Genomic DNA, 20,940 nt, shown 5'->3' on the forward strand with positions numbered 1-20,940 from the left:
TGGCGTGAATGCACCAGTCGCTCCCGCTGAGCCACCCAGCCTGCCCAACCCGCGCCATCCCGGTCAGCCCTACCGCATCGTTATGGTGTGCACCGGCAATATCTGCCGCTCGGCCATGGCGGAAATGGTGCTTACGGACCGTCTGTTAGCTGCCGGGGTGCCGCTTAGCGGGCCGAAGGGCGTCGTCGTCACTTCAGCGGGGGTGTCCGCGGAGGAGACCGGTAACCCAATGGACTCCCGGGCTCTGCGCCTGCTGGCCGAGCGCGGCTACGGTCAAGGCGCGGACCAGCCAGCTCGCCTACTTGCCCAGCGTCTCAGCCACCACCGGGCGCACCGCATCAGTGACGCCGAACTGCGACAGGCCGACCTGCTGCTAGCCATGACCGCCTCCCACCAGCGCGAACTGCGTCGTCGCTGTGAAAGCCTGGGCCTGGATCCGGAGCGCGTACGCATGTTCCGTCACTACGAACCTTCTGAGCCACAGCAGGCAGCGAGTCCAGAAGCGACTGCAGCTAGGGGCCTGGATGCTGCCCGAGGCCTGGGTGCGGGCGGGGGCCTGGACGTGCCTGACCCTTGGTACGGCACTATGGCGGATTTTGTAGACACTCTGCAGGTCGTGGAGCGCGTCTCAGAGGCGCTGTGCCCGCGGCTCGAACAGCTTGGCGCTGAGCCGCCCAAGCCTAGCTAGCCCGCGATGCGCTAGTTCAGGCGCCTTAACCTAGGCGCACCGCCAGCCAGCCCATCATGGTGTTTAGGTAGTCCTCGCGGACCGGGCTGGGGGAGAGCACTAGGTCGTGCACCCCGCCGGGAATCTGCCGGATAGTGACGTCTCGCCCCAGGCAGGCGGAACGCTCCACCATCTGCTCCACAGACAGCACCATGTCGCTGCGCAGCGCCTCTTCGGGGGTGGCATCCGGCTGCCCGGTGGTGGTAGAGCAGCACACCAGCACCGGCACTTTCAGGTCCAGGCCATGCTTGATTTCCCGGTGCAGACGGCGGATACCCGCCATGAAGCCAGCCCGCACAGGGAAAGAGGGCGAGGCCTTGAGGTTAAGGTCCCAGTCCCACTCCCCGCCCCAGCGCTGGTGCAGTACCCGGACGTACAGGTCATCCTCTACTGCCCCCGGGTCCGCGGCTGTAAGCGCGGCGACGGCGTCGCTGGCTGTGGCCTGCGGCGTCTTGGTGGCTTCGGTTGCGGAGGAGTCGGCTGGAGCGGAGTCGGCTGGAGCGGGGTCGGCGGTCTCTGCCTGCGTGGCCCTGGCCTCCAAAGCTGCTTGCGCGGCCAGGCGCGCGGCCTTGTGAGCCTTGGTTTCTGAAGGGTTGCCGATGATCCGGTTCGGGTCGCGGCGGGAGAGCAGGTCCACGTAGGCGGAACCGTAGGAGCGGACCAGACTGCTGGAGTTCAGCTGCAACCAGGGGGAGTTGAGGGCTAGGGCGCGCACGGACCCGGGGTGGTCTGCCGCCCAGATGACGGCCTGTAGGCCACCGGTGGAGTGACCGTTGAGGATAACCGTGTGGTGCCCGTGCTCTTCCTTAATGATGCGCAGGGATTCAGCAATCTCCTCGTCGTGCACGCGCAGGTCGCGCACGTCGTGTGGCGAGGGGTGCTGCGCGCCAGCCCGGCCGCAGGCCCGCAGGTCCAGGGCGTAGAACTCGTAGCCGGCGTCTAGGAAGGCTTCCGCTAGCCAGGTCTGGAAGAAGTAGTCGTTGCGGCCGTGCAGATAGAGGACGGCGCGCGTGTGCCGGGGCGCGGATCGCGGGGCGGTGGTGGCGCCGCGCTGGTACACCAGTACGGCGTGGTCTGCGCCGGGTGCGGCCTCTTGGTCGACAGTCACGTTGATACGCCTGGCCACCCAAGGCTCCCCCAGGATGTCCGGGGTGAGCTCAGGAGCCGGTGGCGTAGTTGGCGTGGACTGGTCGGTCTGCGTCATGACTCGATCCTGCCATCCGAGGGGGGACTAGGGCCGATAGGTGTCCTGAATGTGGGCTATCACAAGGTGACTGGTGCGGCCCAGAGGCCTGTCAGGCCTCTGGGCCGCACCAGCAGCGGCTGTGAACGGAAGCCTTCAGAGGGGTTTAGGGCTCCCGGTCAGCAGCTTGAGTCAGCAAGGACCGGTCAACTCAGACGCCGCCGTCGCAGTGTCGCTTGCCGAATCCCGAATCCAGCAAGTAGCAGTGCCGCCACGGCTCCCAACCCGCCTGCGGTGGATACGCCGGTGTTCGACAGCGCTTTGTTGGAACCGCTGTGGTTCGCGGGGCCAGCCGTAGGTGCTGGCTGCGGGACCACTCCGGACGGGCTGCTAGTAGCCGTCGGTGACGGTGCCTGCGTGCTATCCGACGGGGTGGCAGTGGCTGACGGGCTCGGGCTGGTTGGCGCAACAGGGGCGGGCTGGTTGTCCGTCGTCTCTGTGACTCCGGGCTTGTCCGCCTGGGGGTAGCCGGGCTCCGGGTCGCACTCGTCACCGATGCCATCCTGGTCGTAGTCGGACTGACTGTAGTTGTAGACCGTTGGACAGTTGTCAGAGGCTGCCGGGGTGGAGTCTTCGTCGTCGGTCACCATGATTGGGGTGGTAGCCACGTTGGTCTGCCCATCGGTCTGGGTGACGCGCAGGGCAAGGTATCCCTTCATCTCGCTGGGGAAAGTGTGGGTCACCTTGGCTTCGGTGGTGGTTTGGTCGTAGGTGCCGTCGCCGTCGAAGTCCCACTCGTAGCTGGTGATTGTGCCGCTGGTGGCATAGGAACCCCGAGCGTCCAGCGTGAGCGAGTCACCAACCTTGATCACGTATGGGCCCTGAATCCAGGCAAAAGGCTTGGACAGTTCGGACTCGATCGCCTGATTGATGAGAGTGGCCACGTTGTCAGGTGAAGCAGACTCAGCGATCGTGCCACCGGAGCGGTCCACCAAGTCCTTAAACGCAGCGGAGCTAAGGCCTCCAGTGTCGATTCCGTACACTACTGCCGGGTCAACCTCCCAGGCGGCTTTGGCGACGGAGGCGGAGGTGTAACCGGTTTCAGTCTCCGGGTCGCGTGGTGGTGCGTCTCCGATGACGATGACGATCTTGCGCACGCCGTCACGCCATTTGAGCCCGAGGGCCTGCATCACGCCAGAGTGTGAGGAGGCGGCCACATTGCCGATGTTGCCGCCCTCGTAGGTGAGGGTGCCTAGCGTGTCTTCAAGTGCTTTTCCGTCAGAGGTGAAGTCGAGCCGAGTCTTGGCTAGGTAGTTTTCCGAGTCGTACTTGGGGTGGTCCTTATAGTCCACCAGGGCAAAGCGGTAGCTGGAGGCGCTCTTCTGAACGCGCGTGACGATGTCGTGTACCCGGCTGCGTACCGCATCTACGTCGTCTCGCATTGAGCCGGTGGAGTCGATTACAAAGGCAATGTCGATATCGCCTTTAGTGACGCCGAGATCAGTGTTGCCTGGGCTGGGTACCCCCACCTGATTCTTGATGAGTTCAGCGATTTGGGCATGTCCAATTAGGTTGGGGTGGTACCAGTGCATTTGCTCATATGAGGATTCGCTGATAGTTGTGCCGTCCGGCCCTTGACGCCCATTTGTTTCCAGGAACTCATTAATCCAACGGTGAGGGTTCCTGGAGAACGCTGAGGGGTCTGGCTCGTGGCCGTCGAAAGCATTTACGACGCCGTCGATGTAAGTGACCTTCAGGCCGGGGTGGGAGGCGTTCCACTGCCGGACCAGGTCGGACTGTACTTGGCGGGATTGGTCAGAAAGGGCGCGTACATTGGTGCCAGCATCATAAGATTGTCCCCACTCATTGAGGATATACTTCCTGTCGGTGGCAAGGCGTGGGTAACCAACCAGGATCACCTGCGCGCCGTCAGGGAGTCGGGCGTCGATCTTGTTCAGGATCTGCTCCGTTTTGTCCCGCACCACACTTAGGCCCTTCTGGGCAGCTTCGACGTTGTTGCGGCAAGACTTTGGGTCGCGTATGCCTAGGGCAAAGCACTGAGAAACGATTTCTGCGAATTTAACGTCGTTGCCACCGACGGTGAACATAACGACGTTAGTGTCTTCCGGAAGCTGGCTGATCTGACTGGGGCGGCCCTGCTGGTCCTCGAGCAGGTTGGCGGTGGTGTCTCCAGAATGGGCCAAGTTTGTCAGGATAGTGGGATGACCTTGATCGTTTAGCCACTCGGTGTACTTGTGGGCCTGCTGTTCCCAGACTGATTATGGCCGTGAGCAGCAGTAGCAGGATCGGTAGTCGGGTCCTTTTGGCTTGTTGAGGGATTGGCATGGGAAGTGCCTCCTGGCAAGGGTGGGGAATCGTTCGGTCCGAGACCTGTCAAGATCATCGTTGACTGATAGAGATAGAGACGCTGTTGTAAAACTGTTCCTCCGGCTTCAAAGACTTCAATGGATGGATAGAAAGTGAGAAGGCTGAGAAGGTCTTATGTGTGCGGGTGCTAGACCACCAGTCGTTCTGGGAATTGCTCGGATCGTGAGTCCAGCCAACCTCTTGAGCGCGGGTGATTAGCTCTTGCACAAGGGCGTCCTGCCCGATCGAGTCATCCCGGAAGAGCCGTTCAAGGCTTGGGTTGGTGTTCTCAATGCTCAATAGCCCAGCGGGCTCGTGGTCCATGACGAAGACCGGCTTACGTCCCAGTAGCGGAATTGCTGCCATGGGGTCGGCTTTCATGGCTCGGAAGAGGCGAGCGTCGTAGCTCAGATAGCCGCCCGGCAGGTAGGCCCAGGTAGCTAGTCCACCCAGCGTGAGGGTGCCTAAGGCGCCCAGGGTTAGCGCGGCGCGGCGGGATGGGCGTCGGCTAGCAAGGGCGGGCTCAGTGGCGCGGTCCTTAGGGTGGAAGGTGTGGTTCATAGGCTCGCAGGTCTAAGTGGCGGGACTGTGCAGGTTGAGGGCGGTTGGCTGAGTCGAAATCGACTGTAAGTTCAGGTCACTCGCTGTGGCAATGGCGAAGCTAGCGCGAAGCGCTCCGGGTCACCCTCACAGCACGTGACTTTCGTCCGTTGCCTGAGACGGTATTTGCCTTCAGCCCCATCCTCCGACTACTTTGCTTGCAACCATCCAGAGCAACCGAGAGACCTGGCTCGACGACGTTGCAGCAACCCCCGCGCAGCGGTGAGGGTGCTTCCGCCAGGACCGATGGAGGAAAGTATGAGTCCAGCACTTACGTCCCCTGAGCAGGCAGCCAGTGCCTCCGGCAGCCCCGACGCCGTCGCCACCCCCCAGACTGACGCCGCTGCCGCTCCCATGATCTCCCTGAAAGACGTCCACAAGGTCTACACCCTGCGCGACGGCAGCCAGGTCCGCGCCCTAGACGGCCTCTCCCTAGAGATTCCCGCCGGTTCCATTCACGGCATCGTCGGCTCCTCCGGCGCCGGAAAATCCACTCTGGTGCGCTGCCTAACCGCCCTAGAGCGCCCCACCTCCGGCGAAGTGCGCGTAGCCGGGCAAGACCTAACCACCCTCAACCACACCGAGCTGCGCGAAGCCCGCCGCAAGATCGGCATGGTCTTCCAGCACGCCAACCTGCTGGATTCGCGCACCACCGCCCAAAACATCGCCTACCCACTGGCCCTAGCCGGTGTGAAGAAAGGCGAACGCCACCAGAGCGTCAAGCGGATGCTGGACCTCGTGGGCCTGGCCGACCGCGGTTTCTCCTACCCCGCTCAGCTTTCCGGCGGCCAAAAACAGCGCGTCGGCATTGCCCGCGCCCTCGCGGACCACCCCGACGTCCTCTTATGCGACGAACCCACCAGCGCCCTAGACCCGGAAACCACCCGACAAATCCTTGAACTGATCCGCGACGTGCGCGACCGCCTCGGCGTCACCGTCGTCATCATCACCCACGAGATGGGCGTAGTCCGCCAGATCTGTGACTCCGTGAGCCTGCTTGAGGCCGGGCGCGTGGTCGAATCCGGCACCGTGGAGCAGATCGTCTCCCAGCCCTCCTCCCGCCTAGCCCTTGAACTAGTGCCCTTGCCGGAGGTGCCCGCCGAGGCGCGGCGCGACGGCGAAGTGCTGATCGACGTCGCCCTGACCGCCCACCCCGGCCAGCCCGCCGCCGCAGCCATCATGTCCCTAGCCAAAGACCACGGTGCTGACGTCTCCGCCGGCGTCTTCCAAACCCTGGGCACCGCCCAAATCGGCCGCCTAGCCCTAGCTATCCCCGAGGCGCGGGCTGACGCCGCACTCGCCGCCCTCACCGCAGCCGGAACCCTCGCGGAGGTGCGCGCATGACCCCCCTGACCCTCACGCAGCTGCTCCCCCTGGCCTCCGACCCAGACCGGACCTGGCTCAACAACCCAGTCATCCAGACCAAGCTCTGGCCCGCCACCTTCGAGACCCTGGCCATGACCATCGTCTCCAGCGTCCTAGTGATCGCGCTAGGCCTGCTCCTAGGCATCGCCCTAGTCACCACGGGGCCACGCGGACGCCACCCCAACCAGGCCCTCTACCAGGTGCTCTCCCAGCTGGTGAATATCGGGCGCTCCATGCCCTTCATCATCCTGCTGGTGCTGCTGCTACCCCTGACTCGAATGCTCGTGGGGACCTCGCTGGGTTGGCAGGCGGCCAGTGTGCCCCTGACCATCGGCGCGATCCCCTTCTACGCACGCATGGTTGAAACCGCTCTAAACAACGTGGAGCAAGGCAAAGTGGAAGCAGCCCTCATGATGGGTGCCTCCTCCAGCCAGATCACCTGGGGTGTGCTCGTACGCGAAGCCATGCCCGTCCTAATCCAGTCAGCCACCGTCACCCTCATCACCCTGCTCGGCTACTCCGCAATGGCGGGAGCCGTCGGCGGCGGTGGACTCGGTGACCTGGCCATCCAGTACGGGCACCAGCGTTCCCAACCGGACGTCATCTGGTGCACCGTGATCCTGATCCTCCTGATCGTCGCCATCATCCAGGTGATCGGCGACCTGCTCAGCCGGGCAGTAGACCACCGCTGAGCCGCGGCCCCGCCGTCGGCACCAATAACGACGACGCCGGGCCCCACCAGCCAACCCAAAGCAAAAGACTTGGCCAGCTGGCCGCCCATCCGAAAGGAACCCCCATGTCCACTCAGTTCACTCGCCGCCACGTCCTCACCGGCACCCTGGCCGGAGCCCTCACTCTGACCCTAGCCGCCTGCGGCTCCGCCAAGGACTCCGGCAGCTCCGTCAAAGGCCTCAGCGTTAAAGACGGCGTCGCCACCATCACCATCGGCGCCACCCCCCAACCGCACGTCACCATGCTCCAGTGGGTCAAGGAGAACCTGGCCAAAGACGCCGGCCTAGACTTGGAAATCAAGGAGATCAACGACTACCAGACGCCCAACTCCTCCCTGGCGGACGGCTCGCTCGCTGCGAACTTCTACCAAACCCCCGATTTCTTGGAGGCCCAGAAAGCCGAGAAGAAGTACGACTTCACCTCCATCGCCAATGTGCACGTGGAGCCCATGGGCGTGTACACCAAGAAGGGCTACAAGAGCCTCGAGGAGCTGCCCGAGGGCGCCAAGGTCATCCTCAACTCTGACCCCGCTAACTTTGCGCGCGGCTTGCAGCTGCTGGCCACCAACGGCGTAATCGAGCTGGATAAGAACGCCAAGCTCCCCGCCGACACGGACGTCACTTCCAACCCTAAGAAACTCACCTTCACCCCCATTGAAGGCTCCCTGCTGGTGACCTCCATGGCCGACGCCGACATTGCCGTCATCAACGGCAACTACGCGATCGACGGCGGCCTAGTGCCCTCAAAGGAAGCCATCGCCCTGGAGCCAGGCGAAGGCTCCCCGCACGCCAACCTCCTGGTGGTACGCACCGAAAACAAGGACGACGCGCACCTCAAGAAGCTCGCCGAGCTACTGAACTCTGACAAGTTCCGCGAGTACATCAAGAGCACCTGGACGGACGGCTCTGTCATTCCGGCCTTCTGAGTAAGCAAAGGCTAGGCGGGGGCGGGGTCGATTTAAGACGCCGCCCCCGCAGCCATTTGCAACAACCAAGCTAACCAAGCTCCCAGGATCAACGCCGGGCCCAGGGCGACGCGGGTCTTGAGCTTGGCCTGGCCGGTTGCCAGCAGCACGAGGGCGAGCAGCCCCGCCAGGAAGAAGCCAATCACAAAGCCCGTCAAGGCCGCGCTCCAGCCCAGCTGCCCCAACCACAGGCCGGTCACGGCGCACAGCTTCACGTCACCTGCGCCCAGTCCGGCGCGCAGCCAGGCCATCAGAAACACCGCTCCGCCTAGCGCCAAAGCCACCAGGCCAGCTCGCAGCGGCACCAGGCTCGCCGTCGCCAAAGACCCGCTTCGCAGGAGCAAAACCACGATTTGCGCCATCAAGCCGAGGCCCAGCCAGGCCGCCGCCCCACCAAGGATCCGGTTGGGCAGCCGATGGCAGATCGCATCAATGCTGCCCGCGGTGCCTAGCAGCATGATTGTGGGCACAGCGACGACGCCGTCGTGCACCTGCCCGTAATGCCAAGCCCACAGCGCCGTGCTGCCACCCAGCAGCAGAGCCAGCAGCAGCTGGGCCACGGGATGCAGGAGCCACCGCCGTCGAATCGCCGGAGCCGTGGGCTGGGGCGGAGTGGGGCCCGAACTAGCCTGGTGCGCCACGCTGCCTGCGGCCTCAGCAGCACCTGTATCCGCAGCAGCACCTGTGGCCGCAGCAGCACCTGTGGCCGCAAAGGCTGCTTCCAGGCGCTCCACATAGGCGCGCGCGTAGGCCAGCACCGGCCCCAAGATCAGGGCGAGGCCTCCGAGCAGTGTTAAAGCCAGCGCGGCTAAGGGCAGGGAGAAGGGCACTCGCAGAGTCTTTCACGTGCCCACCCCAAAGGTGAGCGCCAGAACGTGCGGGCCCAATATCGCAGGGCTGCAAAACCTGCGCCCCTAAGACATGAGTGGAGGCGTCACCGGTCCAGGGCTCCGGTGACGCCTCCACGGCTAAATTGACCTGTAGCAGTCCCAACCACTTACTGGCCGGTTACATGCAGGTCCTCCTCCGCATCAAGCACATACTTCGTGCCCTTGAGGTTCTTGATGAAGCATGCATTCGCGGACGGATCCTGCAGGTAAACCACGATGCCGCCACCGGCCACCTGCCCGGCCATAATCGTGGTGCCACAGGCCAGTGAGGCCCGCTGCAAAGACTCCTCCAACACGCTGAACACCGCTTGAGCCTGCCCGGAGGCCTCAATCTGCTTGAGATCCTGGTCCAAGGTCACCAGCACCCCCGGGCCCTTGGGCTTTGCCTCTGCCGGGCCAGTGGAAGGCGTGGCTGTGCTTGGCTGGAACGGCTCGTGGCTCACGCTGATACCTGCATCCTTCATGTTCTGCTCCTGAGTGGCCCCAGTGGCGACGCCGGTGACCGCAGCGGACAGCATGAGTGCAGTCAGCACCGTTGCGGAGGCTGAGGCTGGGGAAACCTTGCCTCGTGGTGTCGTCGTGGTGTGGTGGATTCGATGGCGGGCCGAGCTACTCATCTGCTTACTTCCCCTTCTTCGCCTTGATCTTGCGGATCAGGTCGTCCAACCGCTCCTTGACTGAACGCTTAGTGGGCTCAGGCGCTGGGGAAGGGGCAGGATCGGCCGGAGGCGCAGTCTCAACCGGGGGTGCCGGGGCCGGCGACGGCGCCGGGTTCACGCCTTTCTGCTTGGCCAACTCCGCCACCGCGCTGGCCGCGTTGATAACGCCAGTGCCGCAGGAGTCCTGGTCACAGGTCATGGGGGTGGAAGTGCTCTGCAGCAGCTGGGTGGCGCGCGTGGTGTCAAGGTTCGGGTCGATGGCAGTCATCAGAGCCACCGTGCCAGAAACGTGCGGGGCGGCCTGGCTGGTGCCGATCATGTACATGTAGGTGTAGCCCTGCGGAGTGGTCTCGGAGGTGTCACCCAGGGACAGGATGCCGCCGTCGGGAGTGTTCTTATCCATGAAGCCACCGGGCGCAGAAACCTCAACCGTGGAACCGAAGTTCGAGTAGATGGCGCGCTGCCCCGTATTAGTGGTGGCACCCACGGTGATGACGTTGTTGCAGGAGGCCGGGGCCGCGTTCTTCGCGTCTTCCGCATTGTTGCCAGCGGCGGCCACCACGATGGCGCCACGGGCTACGGCAGCGTCAATGGTGCGCTGGTAGTAGGCGGGGCAGGCGCGGGCGCCACCCAGGCTCAGGTTGATGACCTTGGCCGGGTTGGGGTTGTCCGGCACGCCGTAGACCTGGCCACCGGCGGACCAAGTGATGGCATCGACGATGTCTGAGCTGCGCCCACCGCAGCGCCCCAGGGCGCGCACTGGCAGGATCTTTGAGTCCGGGGCGACGCCGCTGATGCCGGTGCGGTTATTGGTGGCTGCCGCGATGGTGCCAGCCACGTGTGTGCCGTGCCAGGAGGAGGCGTGACCCCGCATGCCTTGCTGGCACTGGTTGTCGGCGTAGTAGTCACCCTCATCGGCCGGGTTGGCGTCACGACCGTCATTGTCCCCAGAGACCTGTGGGTCAGAGATGAAGTCGTAGCTGGGCAGGACCTGGCCCTCAAGGTCGGGGTGGGCCAGGATGCCGGAGTCGATTACGGCCACGGTCACGCCCTGGCCCTTGGACTGGGACTAAGCATTGGTGGCGTTCATGCCGAAGTTAGCGGAGGTCAGGTCCCACTGGTGTTTGAAGTACTGGTCGTTGGGGACGTTCTCATCCATGGACTCCACCACCAGGTCAGGCTCCACCGCCTCTACGCCGTCGGCAGCGCCAGCCTGCGGTGCGGTGGATTGCTTCGGGGATTCGGGGCCTGCGGCTTTGGAGCTGAAGACGCCGCTCATGGTCGCTACGACGGCAAGGATTGCAACGACTGCAATCACGGCGATTGCAGCCAGTGGTCCGGCATTCCGGCGAGATGTCGATGTCATGGGAGGACTTTCCGTTAGGGCCTCAGGCGGGACTGGATGGCTCCTAGGGGGAGCCGTTGAGAGCTGGCCAGCGAGGACCGTTCTCTTGGATGGTCCTATCCTTACTGGCCTTTGGGCTTAGGTAGATGGGTAGGGGCCCCACCGGCCCGAAGGCCTGCAATGGTGCGGCGAGCTCTGCGCCCAGCTGCGGGGTCGCATGGGTAGTGGGAGCGGCAGCGCGGCAGAAACAGGTTACTGGAAACAGGTCGCCAAGAACGGAGTGGGTGGAGTAGCTAGGGCAGCCCGGTTTGCTTGGCGCAGTGGGGTCGGCGCTGCTCAGTGGGCTCCGTTCAGTTCTGCCCGCGCTTGACGGCCTCAAGCATGAGCGTGGCCACGTCAGTTACACGGACCTGTGCGCCTTCGCTGGCGACGCCGTCGGAAAGCATGGCGGTGCAGAAGGGGCAGGCGGTGGCCACCACCTGGGCGCCCGTGCCGATTGCTTCCCGCGAGCGCTCCACCGCGATCCGCGTGCCAATCGACTCCTCCATGAAGGCGCGCGCCCCGCCGCCACCGCAGCAGAAGCCGCGCTCGCGGTTGCGTGGCATCTCCACGGTCTGGGCGCCGGTGGCTTCGATGAGTTCGCGCGGTGGGGAGTAGACCTGGTTGTGGCGTCCCAGGTAGCAGGCGTCTTGGTAGGTCACCGTTTGCGGGACGCTGTTTTGGGGCGACGACGGCGTCGCCTCGGTGGGGGGTGGGGTGTGGTCGCCTTCGGCGTCGGATGGGGTTGAGTTGGCAGCCTGGGCCGGGCTGGCAGCTGGGTGCGATTTGCTAGCTGGGGGGACTGGGCGCAGGCGGCCGTCGCGCACCAGGGTGTTGAGCAACTGGGTGTAGTGCAGCACCTCGTAGTTCCCACCGATCTGCGGGTACTCGCGGGCGATCGTGTTGAAACAGTGCGCGCAGCTCACCACGATTCGCTTAGCCCCCACCTCATTTAGAGTCTCCACGTTCTGGGCGGCCAGCGTCTGGAAGAGGATCTCGTTGCCGGCGCGGCGGGCCGGGTCCCCGGTGCAGGTCTCGCCGTCGCCCAGCACGGCAAAACTCACCCCGGCGGTGTGCAGCAGCTCAGCCAGCGCCCGGGTGGTCTTCTTGGCGCGGTCCTCGTAGGCGCCTGCGCAACCCACCCACAGCAGGTAGTCCACGCCGGTGGCATCCTCCACATCCACACCGATTACCGGCACTTCAAAGTCCAGATTCTTAGCCCATTCCAGGCGTTTGCGGGCGGGCAGGCCCCAGGGGTTGCCTTTGGACTCAAGCTTGCGGAACATCTGCCCCAGTTCCTTGGGGAAGGCTGAGGCCATCAGCACCTGCTGGCGGCGCAGGTCTACCACCCGGTCAATATGCTCAATATCTACGGGGCACTGGTCCACGCAGGCGCCACAGGTGGTGCAAGACCACAGCACCTCCGGCGGGATGACCTCCCCAATTAATTCTGCGGGGCGCCTGGCCACACCCTGCTCAGTGGGGGCAGCTTTGGCCTCCAGCAGGGCGCCGAGCACGTCGGCGGTGTGGGCGCTGCCGGGGGCTAGGCCCAGGCTGGTATTGGTGGCCAGGCCATCTTGTGTGCCGGTCAAGCGGCCCAGAAGGTTGGGACGGCGAGCATCTAGCTGCTCCTGAGTGAGGGAGTCGACGTCGGCCCCCAGCGTGGCGGCAGCCCGCAGCCAGGGGGCGGCAGCGGCGTGATGGTCGCGCAGCGCCAGGGTAAAGAGCTTGGGGGACAGGGGTTTGCCGGTGTTCCAGGCGGGGCACAGATCCTGGCAACGGCCACATTCGGTGCAGGTGGAAAAGTCCAGCAGGCCCTTCCAAGTGAAACCATCAATCCGGCCCACCCCCAGCTGCGGCTCCGGGCCCGTGCCCTCCTCCGCAGCCTCCAGGGCCTCATCTAGCTCATCCAGAGTCTCCAGGGTGAGGGACTTGCCACTGGGCAAACTGATGGGCTCCAGTGGGCCTAGAGCTTTGGTGCCGTCCAGATTGCGACCCGCGTAAACGGTTAGGAGTGCCAGGAAGCGGTGCCAGGCCACCCCCATCGAAGGTTGCAGGCCCACCACCACCATCCACACCATGGAGATTGCGATCTTGACGGTGGCGGTGATGGTGATGGCAATAGCCAGACCATCCGGCCCCAAGGGAGTGAGCAGGGGCGTGGCCCAGGCAGTCAGGGGGTGCAGCAGCCAGGAGGGGGTGTTGCTCAGATCTGCCGGGTTGCCAGCGAGCACTAAGCGGGCGTGCTCCAGCATCCGCAACACCAGCACGCAGGCCACCACGCCGCCCACCACCGCCTCCACAAAGCGGGCCTGCGACGCCGTCGAGCCCGTGAAGCGAGAGGTGCGAGTGCGGCGGCCAGCGTCGGAGTCCGGGGCGTAGGGGGCTTGGGTAGCGCCCCGGCGAGTCAGACGGATGCGCACCACCGTCAGGGCGATGATTCCGGCTAGGGAGAGCCAAGCGATGAACTCCACCGTCCAGGTCCACCAAGGCTGCCGATCCAGCCAGGGCAGGTGCCAGTCGGGGCCCGCCAGCACTTGGCCGTAGCCGGTTACTAGGGTCAGGAAGAGCAAGGGGAAGCTCACCATCACCAGCCAGTGGGCAGCTCTAATCCACGGGCGGCCTTTGAAGGCCTGGTGGGACAAGACTGTGCTGAGTGTGTGCCAGAGGCGGCGGGCCACGGGGCTCAGGCGCTCGCGGGGGACGGGGCGGCCCACGCGGACGCGGTTGGCGATGGTCAGGGCCGCGCGGGCAAAGAGCCCAACTCCGACGACGCTAAGCGCGGCGGTGATCAGCGCGCACACCAACTGCACGACGGCGAGGGGAGTCATGGCCTCAGCCTAGCTGCGGCAAGGCTGTGGGCTGGTGCTGGTGGTAGCGCGGGGCGGGCTGGGGTGCGGCGCGTGTGGGGGCCGGGTGCGGGTGGCGGTGGTGCCGGTGAGACCGTTAGGACGCGGTGCTTGTGGGGCGCCCCTGCAGCCTGGGAGCCGAATGTTGTCAGCGCGGACCGCCGGGTCCCAGCGGCGGTAGCCGAGTTTCAGGCGGTGAGGGACTCGGGGGCGGGGGTGCGCTGGCCGTTGAGCGGGTTGAGATCCTTGCCGCCGTACCACTTGGCCACCTGGCGCAGGCTCAACTCGCGGGTGAGGGTGAGGGCTGCGCCGGACAGGACCGCAAAGGTCACGACCTCCAGGAGCTTGTAGTCCAGCAGCTGTTCCTGCTCCTTAGGGGCGGGGCGGCCGGTGAACGCGCGCCAGCCAGCAGCCACCACCTTGTCTGCTACTAGGCCCGCGACGACCGTGGAGATAGCGGCGGTGGCCTTCCATACGAGGTCGTTGTGCTTGGTTTTCTTGGCCATGGGGTGCTCCTTGGGGTAGGTCTGACGCTAGGAAGATCATGCCTTAAAGGTGGAGCTTTAGCCCACAGTCAGCGCTACGCGGCCAGGGTGACGCCCAGGAAAGCGATGGTCGCCACGAGCAGCGTTGCGAGCGCGGCTAAGACGAAGGGGCGCAGCCCCACGCGAAGCAGATTGCGGACCTTCACCCCGCAACCAAGCCCAAACATTGCCGCAGCTAGCAGCACGCTCTGTGCTGTGGCACCGGCTGTCAGCGCGGCCTGCGGCAGTGGCACGAAGGAGCGCAGCAGCACCATTGCCAAGAAGCCCAATACGAACAGGGGGATGATTGGGGGCAGTTTGGTGGCGGCGCCGGCTACGGCGTCGGGCTCCTTTGAGTTGCCGCTCAGTCGCCGTTGCCGAATGCTGAGCACGGCAACCACCGGGGCCAGTAGCAGCACACGGGCAAGTTTGACGATTACCGCCACCGTAAGCGCACCACCGCCGATGATGCCGCCTACGGCCACGACTTGGGCGATCTCGTGGACTGAGCCGCCCGCCCACATGCCGGCGTGATGTACGTCGAGGCCTAGGAGTGGGGCCACTAGCGGGACTAGCGGGATCATGAGTGTGCCAAAGATGACCACTAAGGCGACGGCAGCGATGGTGTCCTCCTCGGCTTCGTCGTCGGGATCAAGCACCCCGGCGGCACCGGCCACGGCGGCGGCCCCACAGATGGAGAACCCGCAGGCGATCAGCAGGGTTAGTCCGCTTGGTACGCGCAGCAGTCGTCCCAACAGGATGGTGCCGAGGATTCCGCCTGCGACGATGCAGGCGATCACGGCCAGCATCGGCGCGCCTAGCGCGAGGATATCGGCGAGCACGAGTTGCAGGCCGAGCAGGACGATCCCGGCCCGCAGCAGCTTTTTGGCGGAGAAGTCAATGCCGTCAGCGGCAGGGGCTGGCACGCCGATATTGGCCAGCACGATCCCGAGCACGATGGCCACAATCAGCGGGCTGACCGGCAGGAGGCGGCTTAGGCCGTAGCCGATGGCGGCCGCCGCAAGACACAGGCTCAGGCCGGGTGCGAGGGAGCGTAGGCGCGAGAGGAGGGCGGCGCGGGAGTGGTGGGGTGGGGCGACGGCGTTGGTTTGGGATGGACTCACGCTCTGCATCCTCTCAGCATTGCCCAGAACGCCTGTTCGTGACGAGAACGCCCGCACCGCAGGCGTTCTCGTCACAAACGGGCGTTTTCGTCAGAAATGGGTGCTTCAGCGCGCCCGCGCCGACGTCGTCACCGCCCGGCGCAACAGCACCTCCAAGGGGCCGCGGGCGAAGCCCATGCGCTCCATCCACGCACAACCCAGGGCGAGCGCCGTCCACACCCCAACGGCCACCAAGGCCCCCGTCACCTCACTGACGCCCTGCACCCCAGAGGCCAGCCACGCCCCAAAGACCAGCGCGAACAACACCGTCTGCCCGATATACACCGTCATCGACCGTTTTCCCACAGCCGCCAGCAACCACCGCAGCCCGCGCAGTGGCCCACCCGCGCCCGAACCCGCCCAGGCCAGCAGCAACGCCAGCCAACCAGCCGCCCCCACCAAGCCGGTGAAGCTATAGATGGCCATGCTCGGAACCGCCAGCCACTGTGCCAGCGTGCGCCCCTGAACCAGCAGGTCGAAAGGCACCGACCCCAAAGCCCCAACAGTCAGCGCCAGCACACCACCCACTGCCAGCGCCCGGCGATGAGTATCCGGACGCCGCACCAATTCAGTGTCGGCCAACCAAACCCCCAGGCAGGTGGCGGGAATCGCCAAGGACACCAGCACCGCCAGCAAGGTGCCAATGGCCCACATCTCCAGACTCAGCACCGGATACAGCGGACTAAGCGTCGCGCCAGCCAACTCCTGCCCCAGGACGCCAGCACCACCCGCACCTGCGCCACCGTCTTCTCCCGCCAAGGTGTTCATGAAGGAACCCAAGTTCAGGAAAGACACCAGATTCACCAGGCAAACCCCCGCCGATACCGCCACCATCACCCACCAGCGCCGCGCCGCGATCACGCCCGCCAGCAGCACCGCAATCACCGCATAGGTGCCGATGATCTCCCCGGGGAACACCGCCCCATGCGCCGCCCCAAACAGCAGCATCCACCAGCCGCGACGCCGCAACAGACGGCGAGAGTCAACCAGCGCCGCCGCCCGCGCCTCTTCGAGCTGCTGAGCGCGCAGCGCACCGTCGATTCCTGCAGGCAGCGCCGCCGCAGTCTGCTGGACGGCAGCATCCATACGCCGTCGACTCATAGTGGCCAGCCCAAAACCGAAAAGCATCGCGAATAGCGGGAAACTGCGCAGGTCCACCAGTGCACCGCGCAGGAGCACCCAGCCCTCGGCTAGCGCGTCCGGCGCAGGGTTGTGGTGGAAGAAAGTCAGCCACACCGGCACATTCGCCAAGGCGATCAGCAGCAGCATGAAGCCGCGGGCGACGTCGGGGCCCGGGAAGCGGACGGCGGCGGCGCCGGTGAAGGAGGAGAAGCGCCCGGTGCTGCGGCGGGCGGCAGGCTTTCTGGTGCTGAACCTTCGCTTGGCGACGGCGTCGGTCTGGAACCGGCCCGCGCGACGAGTTCGCCTGTTCGTGCCCAAAACGCCTGTTCGTGCCCAAAACGCCTGCAGTGCGGGCGTCCTCGTCACAAACGGGCGTTTTCGTCAGAAATGGGTGCGCTGGCTCTGGCATAGACTGTCCCCACAACGACAGGGGAGCGCCCCGGCGTCGGCGAGTATCCTGCCCGCCGCCACCAAAGGCGCTGAGAGTGCGGCGAACCGCAGACCCTCGAACCTGCTCCGGCTAGCACCGGCGAAGGAAGTCGAGACACTCCTCGGACGCACCCGCGCCCGGCCCCTCCCGGCCCCAACCAGGAGGAAGCAATGTCCAACCCCCAGCCCACCCGCCGCGTCCTGCTCGCCAGCGCGGGCCTCACCGCCCTAGGCGCCACCCTGGCCGCCTGCGGCTCCAGCTCCAAAACCAACTCCACCGCCACCGACGGCGCCAGCGCGGCTTCCCCCTCAGCCGGCGGCAAGAAGGTCACCGTCCTAACCCACGACTCCTTCAACGTCCCCGACGACCTCAAAACCGCCTTTGAAGACTCCTCCGGCTACACCCTGGAGCTCATCCCCTCCGGCGACGCCGGCGAGCTCACCAACAAACTGGTCCTCACCAAGGACGCCCCCCTGGGCGACGCCGTCTTCGGCATTGACAACACCTTCGCCTCACGCGCCCTCAGCGAGCAGGTCATCGACGACACCCTCTCCCTCACCCTGCCCACCGGCGCCGACCAATACCTGGTGGACGGCCACAAGGGCCTAGTGCCCATCGACTTCGGTGAAGTCTGCATCAACGTGGACACCAAATGGTTCGCGGACAAAGGCCTAACCCCACCCGCCAGCTTTGAAGACCTGACCAAGCCCGAATACCAGGGCCTCTTCGTGGCCATCAACCCCTCCACCTCCTCACCCGGCCTGGCCTTCCTGGTGGCCACCGTCGGCCACTTCGGGGAGGAGGGCTTCGCCCAGTACTGGAAGGACCTCAAGGCCAACGGCATGAAAATCGCCGAGGGCTGGACCGCCGCCTACGAGACCGACTTCAGCGCCGGAGAAGGCAAAGGCGCTTACCCGATCGTCGTCTCCTACGCCTCCTCGCCCGCCGCCACCATCTCGGAGGACGGCACCACTACCACCCAGGCCCTCTTGAGCACCTCTACCCGCCAAGTCGAGTACGCCGGTGTCCTCACCAAGGCCGCCAACCCGGAGGGGGCCAAGGCCTTCATCGAATGGATGCTCTCCGCAGAATTGCAGAGTTCCATCCCAGACCACATGTACATGTACCCGGTCAACCCTGAGGCCACCCTCCCGGAGAAACTAAGCAAATTCGGCAAGACCAGCGACGCCCCAATCGTCGTGGCCCCCGCAGACATCGCCTCCAAGCGTGAATCCTGGCTGACCACCTGGACCGAGACCGTAGGCGCGTGAACCACCTGACGCCGACCCCGGCAGCCCCCCGCTCTCGGGGTCGGCGTGCGCGTGGCCCCCGCCCCACCTGGTCGCAAAGGCTCGGCTGGACCGCCGCCACCATCCTGCCCCTGGCCTTCCTGACCGTATTCTTCGCCTGGCCCGCCGCCACCTTGGTGGCCCGGGGCCTGCTCACCGACGGGCACCTAGATCTGAGCGGATTCGGGGAGGTCCTCACCCGCCCCCGCACCTGGCGCATCATCCGGCAAACCCTGCTGCAGGCCACCATCTCCACCGCAATCTGTGTGGTCTTGGGCGTGCCCGGCGCCCTGGTCCTCTACCGTCGCAGTTTCCCCGGCTGCAAACTGCTGCGCGCCCTGGTCACAGTGCCCTTTGTGCTGCCTTCGGTGGTGGTGGGCGTGGCTTTCCACGCGCTGGTCACCAAGGGCGGTCCGCTTGGCGCTCTGCATCTAGATGGCACGACGACGGCGGTGGTCGCCGCCCTGGTCTTCTTCAACTATGGCCTGGTGGTGCGGATCGTAGGCACTATGTGGTCCCGGCTTGATCCGCGTGCCGTGGAGGCTGCTCGCGTCCTGGGCGCTTCTCCCTGGCGAGCCTGGCGCACCGTCACCCTGCCTAGCCTGGCGCCCGCCATTGCCTCCGCGGCCTCCATGACCTTCCTGTTTTGCGCCACCGCCTACGGCGTCGTGCTGGTGCTCGGAGGGGTTGGGATCGGCACCATCGAGACCGAGATTTACACCCTGACCACCAAATATCTGGACCTGCGGGCCGCCGCCGTCCTATCTGTGCTGCAGTTGGCGGTTATCGCCCTGGCCCTGGGGGTGGCCGAGCGGGCGCGGCGCGCCTCCCAGGCAGCCCTGCGCCTGCGCATCGACGTGCCCCCTAGCCGACTGCGTCGCGCTGATGCGCCCGCCCTGCTGCTCACTCTGACAGTGGTGGTGGGACTGCTGGTGGCCCCTATGTGGGTGCTGCTGCTGCGTTCACTGCGTCGCTCCGGCACCTGGACCCTGGCCAATTACACGGATCTGGGCCGCCCCGGCGCTTCAAAGGCCCTGGTCACCACTGTTTGGGAGGCTGCCGCGAACTCTGCGCAGGTGGCTTTGGTCTCTGCCGCGATTGCGCTGCTGGTGGGTGGGGCTGTGAGCTTGGTGGTTTCCCGCAGTCCGCGCTCGCGGGCCTTGGCTCGGGGGGTGGGGCTGCTCGACGCCGCTTTCATGTTGCCGCTGGGGGTGTCTGCGGTGACCGTGGGCTTTGGCTTCCTCATCACTTTGGCGCGTCCGCCCCTGGCCCTTACTCGGAGTTGGTGGATTCTGCCGGTGGCGCAGGCCGTGGTGGCGGTGCCGCTGGTGGTGCGGACGCTACTGCCTGCCTTGCGTGCCATCGACCCACGCCAGCGTGAGGTTGCTGCGACCCTGGGGGCCGGGCCGGGTCGGGTGCTGGCCACGGTGGATGGCCCGCATCTGCTGCGCGCCGGGGGCCTGGCAGCAGGTTTTGCCTTGGCTACGAGCTTGGGGGAGTTTGGGGCGACGTCGTTCCTGGTGCGGCCTCGCACCAATACTTTGCCGGTGGTGCTTTACCGGCTTATTGGCTCACCCGGACCCCAAAACCAAGGCATGGCATTGGCGGCGGGGGTGGTGCTGGCGGTGGGCACCGCAGCGATCATGCTGGCCTGTGAATGGCTTCAGACGGCGCATCTGGACCGGCCGCGACGCCCAGGGCGCCCACGGTGTGAAGAACTTGGCAGGAAGGGAAACCCATGAGCCTAGGCACTGAGCCGAATCCCGGCGGCACCATCGACTCCAACGGTCAGGTAGGCAGTGACCCGATGGGCAGCGGTCCAGCTGGCAGGGGGATGGCGGACGCTAACCCGGTGAATAATGGCCCGGCGAATAGTGGCCCGGTTGGCGCAGGCTTAGCGGTTACGGGCTTGAGCGTCATCTACCCGGCTGCCGACGGCAATCCGCCAGTGCGCGGCGTCGACGGCGTCGACCTGCAGGTGGCTTGTGGTGAGGTGGTGGCTTTGCTGGGCGCCTCCGGCTCAGGCAAGTCCTCCCTGCTGCGCGCCGTCGTCGGCCTAGAGGATGTTGCGGAAGGAACGATCACCTGGGACGGGCAGGATGTGGTCACCACCCCCGTGCACGAGCGCGGCTTTGGCCTGATGTTCCAAGACGGTCAACTCTTCCCTTTCCGCGACGTCGCCGGGAATGTGGCCTATGGCTTGGTGGGCCTGCCCCGGGTTGAACGCGCCGCCCGCGTCACCGAGATGCTGGCACTAGTGGGCCTGTCTGGTTACGAAAAACGCGCCATCAACACTCTCTCCGGTGGGCAAGCTCAGCGCGTGGCCCTGGCCCGCGCCCTGGCCCCCCGCCCGCATCTGCTGGGCTTGGACGAGCCTCTGTCTGCCTTGGACCGGGCCCTGCGCGAGCAGCTGGCCTTAGACCTGCGCCGCATCCTCAAAGAGCAGGGCACCACCGCCCTGTACGTCACCCACGACCAAGACGAAGCCATGGTGGTGGCGGACCGGGTGGGAGTTATGGAGGCTGGCCGCCTGCTGCGGATTGACACCCCTGCGGGCTTGCGCGCTAACCCGGGGTCTGAGGTGGTGGCGCGCTTCTTGGGGCTGAGCTGAAGACCTTGCGGCTTTCGCCGGAGGTGATAGGGGTGACGAAGAGGCCATTCAGGGGGGACCATTAGCCAAGACCACTCGCAG

18 protein-coding genes and 1 riboswitch are annotated in these 20,940 nt (G+C 65.5%); of the genes, 7 read left to right on the forward strand and 11 right to left on the reverse strand.

Annotated elements, in window-relative coordinates; translation table 11 throughout:
- The first annotated feature begins 82 nt into the window (after positions 1-82).
- Complete coding sequence (locus tag DR039_RS10860) at positions 83-688, forward strand: low molecular weight protein-tyrosine-phosphatase (protein ID WP_111837415.1); 606 nt, start codon at positions 83-85, stop codon at positions 686-688.
- A gap of 25 nt (positions 689-713) precedes the next feature.
- Here DR039_RS10860 and DR039_RS10865 read toward each other — a convergent pair whose 3' ends face one another.
- The 3 genes from DR039_RS10865 to DR039_RS10875 form a co-directional block, all read right to left on the reverse strand.
- Positions 714-1,931: an alpha/beta hydrolase gene (locus DR039_RS10865; protein WP_111837391.1), complete on the reverse strand. Its 1,218-nt coding sequence runs from the start codon at positions 1,929-1,931 to the stop codon at positions 714-716.
- A 185-nt stretch (positions 1,932-2,116) separates the two neighbouring features.
- The gene (locus DR039_RS10870) at positions 2,117-4,126 is read right to left on the reverse strand and encodes a PKD domain-containing protein (RefSeq protein ID WP_111837392.1); all 2,010 of its coding nucleotides are present in this window, start codon (positions 4,124-4,126) and stop codon (positions 2,117-2,119) included.
- A gap of 184 nt (positions 4,127-4,310) precedes the next feature.
- Positions 4,311-4,838, reverse strand: a complete 528-nt coding sequence (locus DR039_RS10875; RefSeq protein WP_111837393.1) for a hypothetical protein — start codon at positions 4,836-4,838, stop codon at positions 4,311-4,313.
- Between the two features lie 200 nt (positions 4,839-5,038).
- Positions 5,039-5,130, forward strand: a riboswitch (SAM riboswitch).
- Here DR039_RS10875 and DR039_RS10880 point away from each other — a divergent pair.
- The 3 genes from DR039_RS10880 (at position 5,124) to DR039_RS10890 (ending at position 7,899) form a co-directional block, all read left to right on the forward strand.
- Positions 5,124-6,221, forward strand: coding sequence for a methionine ABC transporter ATP-binding protein (locus DR039_RS10880; RefSeq protein WP_111837394.1), 1,098 nt, complete (start codon positions 5,124-5,126; stop codon positions 6,219-6,221). Its footprint overlaps the riboswitch before it by 7 nt.
- Entirely contained in the window at positions 6,218-6,934 is a 717-nt protein-coding gene (locus DR039_RS10885; RefSeq protein WP_111837395.1) for a methionine ABC transporter permease, read from the forward strand. The genes DR039_RS10880 and DR039_RS10885 overlap by 4 nt, the downstream gene beginning before the upstream one ends.
- Before the next feature lie 104 nt (positions 6,935-7,038).
- Entirely contained in the window at positions 7,039-7,899 is an 861-nt protein-coding gene (locus tag DR039_RS10890) for a MetQ/NlpA family ABC transporter substrate-binding protein (protein ID WP_111837396.1), read from the forward strand.
- A 32-nt stretch (positions 7,900-7,931) separates the two neighbouring features.
- Here DR039_RS10890 and DR039_RS10895 read toward each other — a convergent pair whose 3' ends face one another.
- From DR039_RS10895 to DR039_RS10925, 8 genes are all read right to left on the reverse strand, one after another.
- Positions 7,932-8,768: a prepilin peptidase gene (locus tag DR039_RS10895; RefSeq protein ID WP_111837397.1), complete on the reverse strand. Its 837-nt coding sequence runs from the start codon at positions 8,766-8,768 to the stop codon at positions 7,932-7,934.
- 167 nt (positions 8,769-8,935) lie between these two features.
- Positions 8,936-9,445, reverse strand: coding sequence for a hypothetical protein (locus DR039_RS10900; protein ID WP_126622391.1), 510 nt, complete (start codon positions 9,443-9,445; stop codon positions 8,936-8,938).
- A 4-nt stretch (positions 9,446-9,449) separates the two neighbouring features.
- The gene (locus DR039_RS10905) at positions 9,450-10,535 is read right to left on the reverse strand and encodes a S8 family peptidase (RefSeq protein WP_229116962.1); all 1,086 of its coding nucleotides are present in this window, start codon (positions 10,533-10,535) and stop codon (positions 9,450-9,452) included.
- Between the two features lie 21 nt (positions 10,536-10,556).
- Positions 10,557-10,853, reverse strand: a complete 297-nt coding sequence (locus DR039_RS11600; RefSeq protein ID WP_229116963.1) for a hypothetical protein — start codon at positions 10,851-10,853, stop codon at positions 10,557-10,559.
- A gap of 329 nt (positions 10,854-11,182) precedes the next feature.
- Positions 11,183-13,702, reverse strand: a complete 2,520-nt coding sequence (locus DR039_RS10910) for a (Fe-S)-binding protein (RefSeq protein WP_111837399.1) — start codon at positions 13,700-13,702, stop codon at positions 11,183-11,185.
- Between the two features lie 206 nt (positions 13,703-13,908).
- Positions 13,909-14,226, reverse strand: a complete 318-nt coding sequence (locus DR039_RS10915; protein WP_111837400.1) for a DUF4235 domain-containing protein — start codon at positions 14,224-14,226, stop codon at positions 13,909-13,911.
- 74 nt (positions 14,227-14,300) lie between these two features.
- Positions 14,301-15,368 (reverse strand): YeiH family protein, encoded by a 1,068-nt coding sequence (locus DR039_RS10920; protein ID WP_197719041.1) that lies wholly within the window; start codon positions 15,366-15,368, stop codon positions 14,301-14,303.
- A 105-nt stretch (positions 15,369-15,473) separates the two neighbouring features.
- Positions 15,474-16,847 (reverse strand): DUF418 domain-containing protein, encoded by a 1,374-nt coding sequence (locus tag DR039_RS10925; RefSeq protein WP_111837402.1) that lies wholly within the window; start codon positions 16,845-16,847, stop codon positions 15,474-15,476.
- A gap of 282 nt (positions 16,848-17,129) precedes the next feature.
- Between DR039_RS10925 and DR039_RS10930 the strand changes: the two genes are divergently transcribed.
- From DR039_RS10930 to DR039_RS10940, 3 genes are read left to right on the forward strand one after another with little or no spacing between them, the layout of a single operon-like run.
- Positions 17,130-18,230, forward strand: coding sequence for a thiamine ABC transporter substrate-binding protein (locus DR039_RS10930; protein WP_111837403.1), 1,101 nt, complete (start codon positions 17,130-17,132; stop codon positions 18,228-18,230).
- Positions 18,227-19,990 carry an ABC transporter permease gene (locus DR039_RS10935; RefSeq protein ID WP_111837404.1) on the forward strand — a complete coding sequence of 588 codons (1,764 nt, stop codon included), beginning with the start codon at positions 18,227-18,229 and terminating at the stop codon, positions 19,988-19,990. Before DR039_RS10930 ends, DR039_RS10935 begins: the two co-directional genes overlap by 4 nt.
- Complete coding sequence (locus tag DR039_RS10940; protein ID WP_229116964.1) at positions 19,987-20,859, forward strand: ABC transporter ATP-binding protein; 873 nt, start codon at positions 19,987-19,989, stop codon at positions 20,857-20,859. The genes DR039_RS10935 and DR039_RS10940 overlap by 4 nt, the downstream gene beginning before the upstream one ends.
- Positions 20,860-20,940 lie beyond the last annotated feature (81 nt).

Origin of the sequence: Actinomyces bovis (genome assembly GCF_900444995.1) — a bacterium.
Classification (GTDB): Bacteria; Actinomycetota; Actinomycetes; order Actinomycetales; family Actinomycetaceae; genus Actinomyces; species Actinomyces bovis.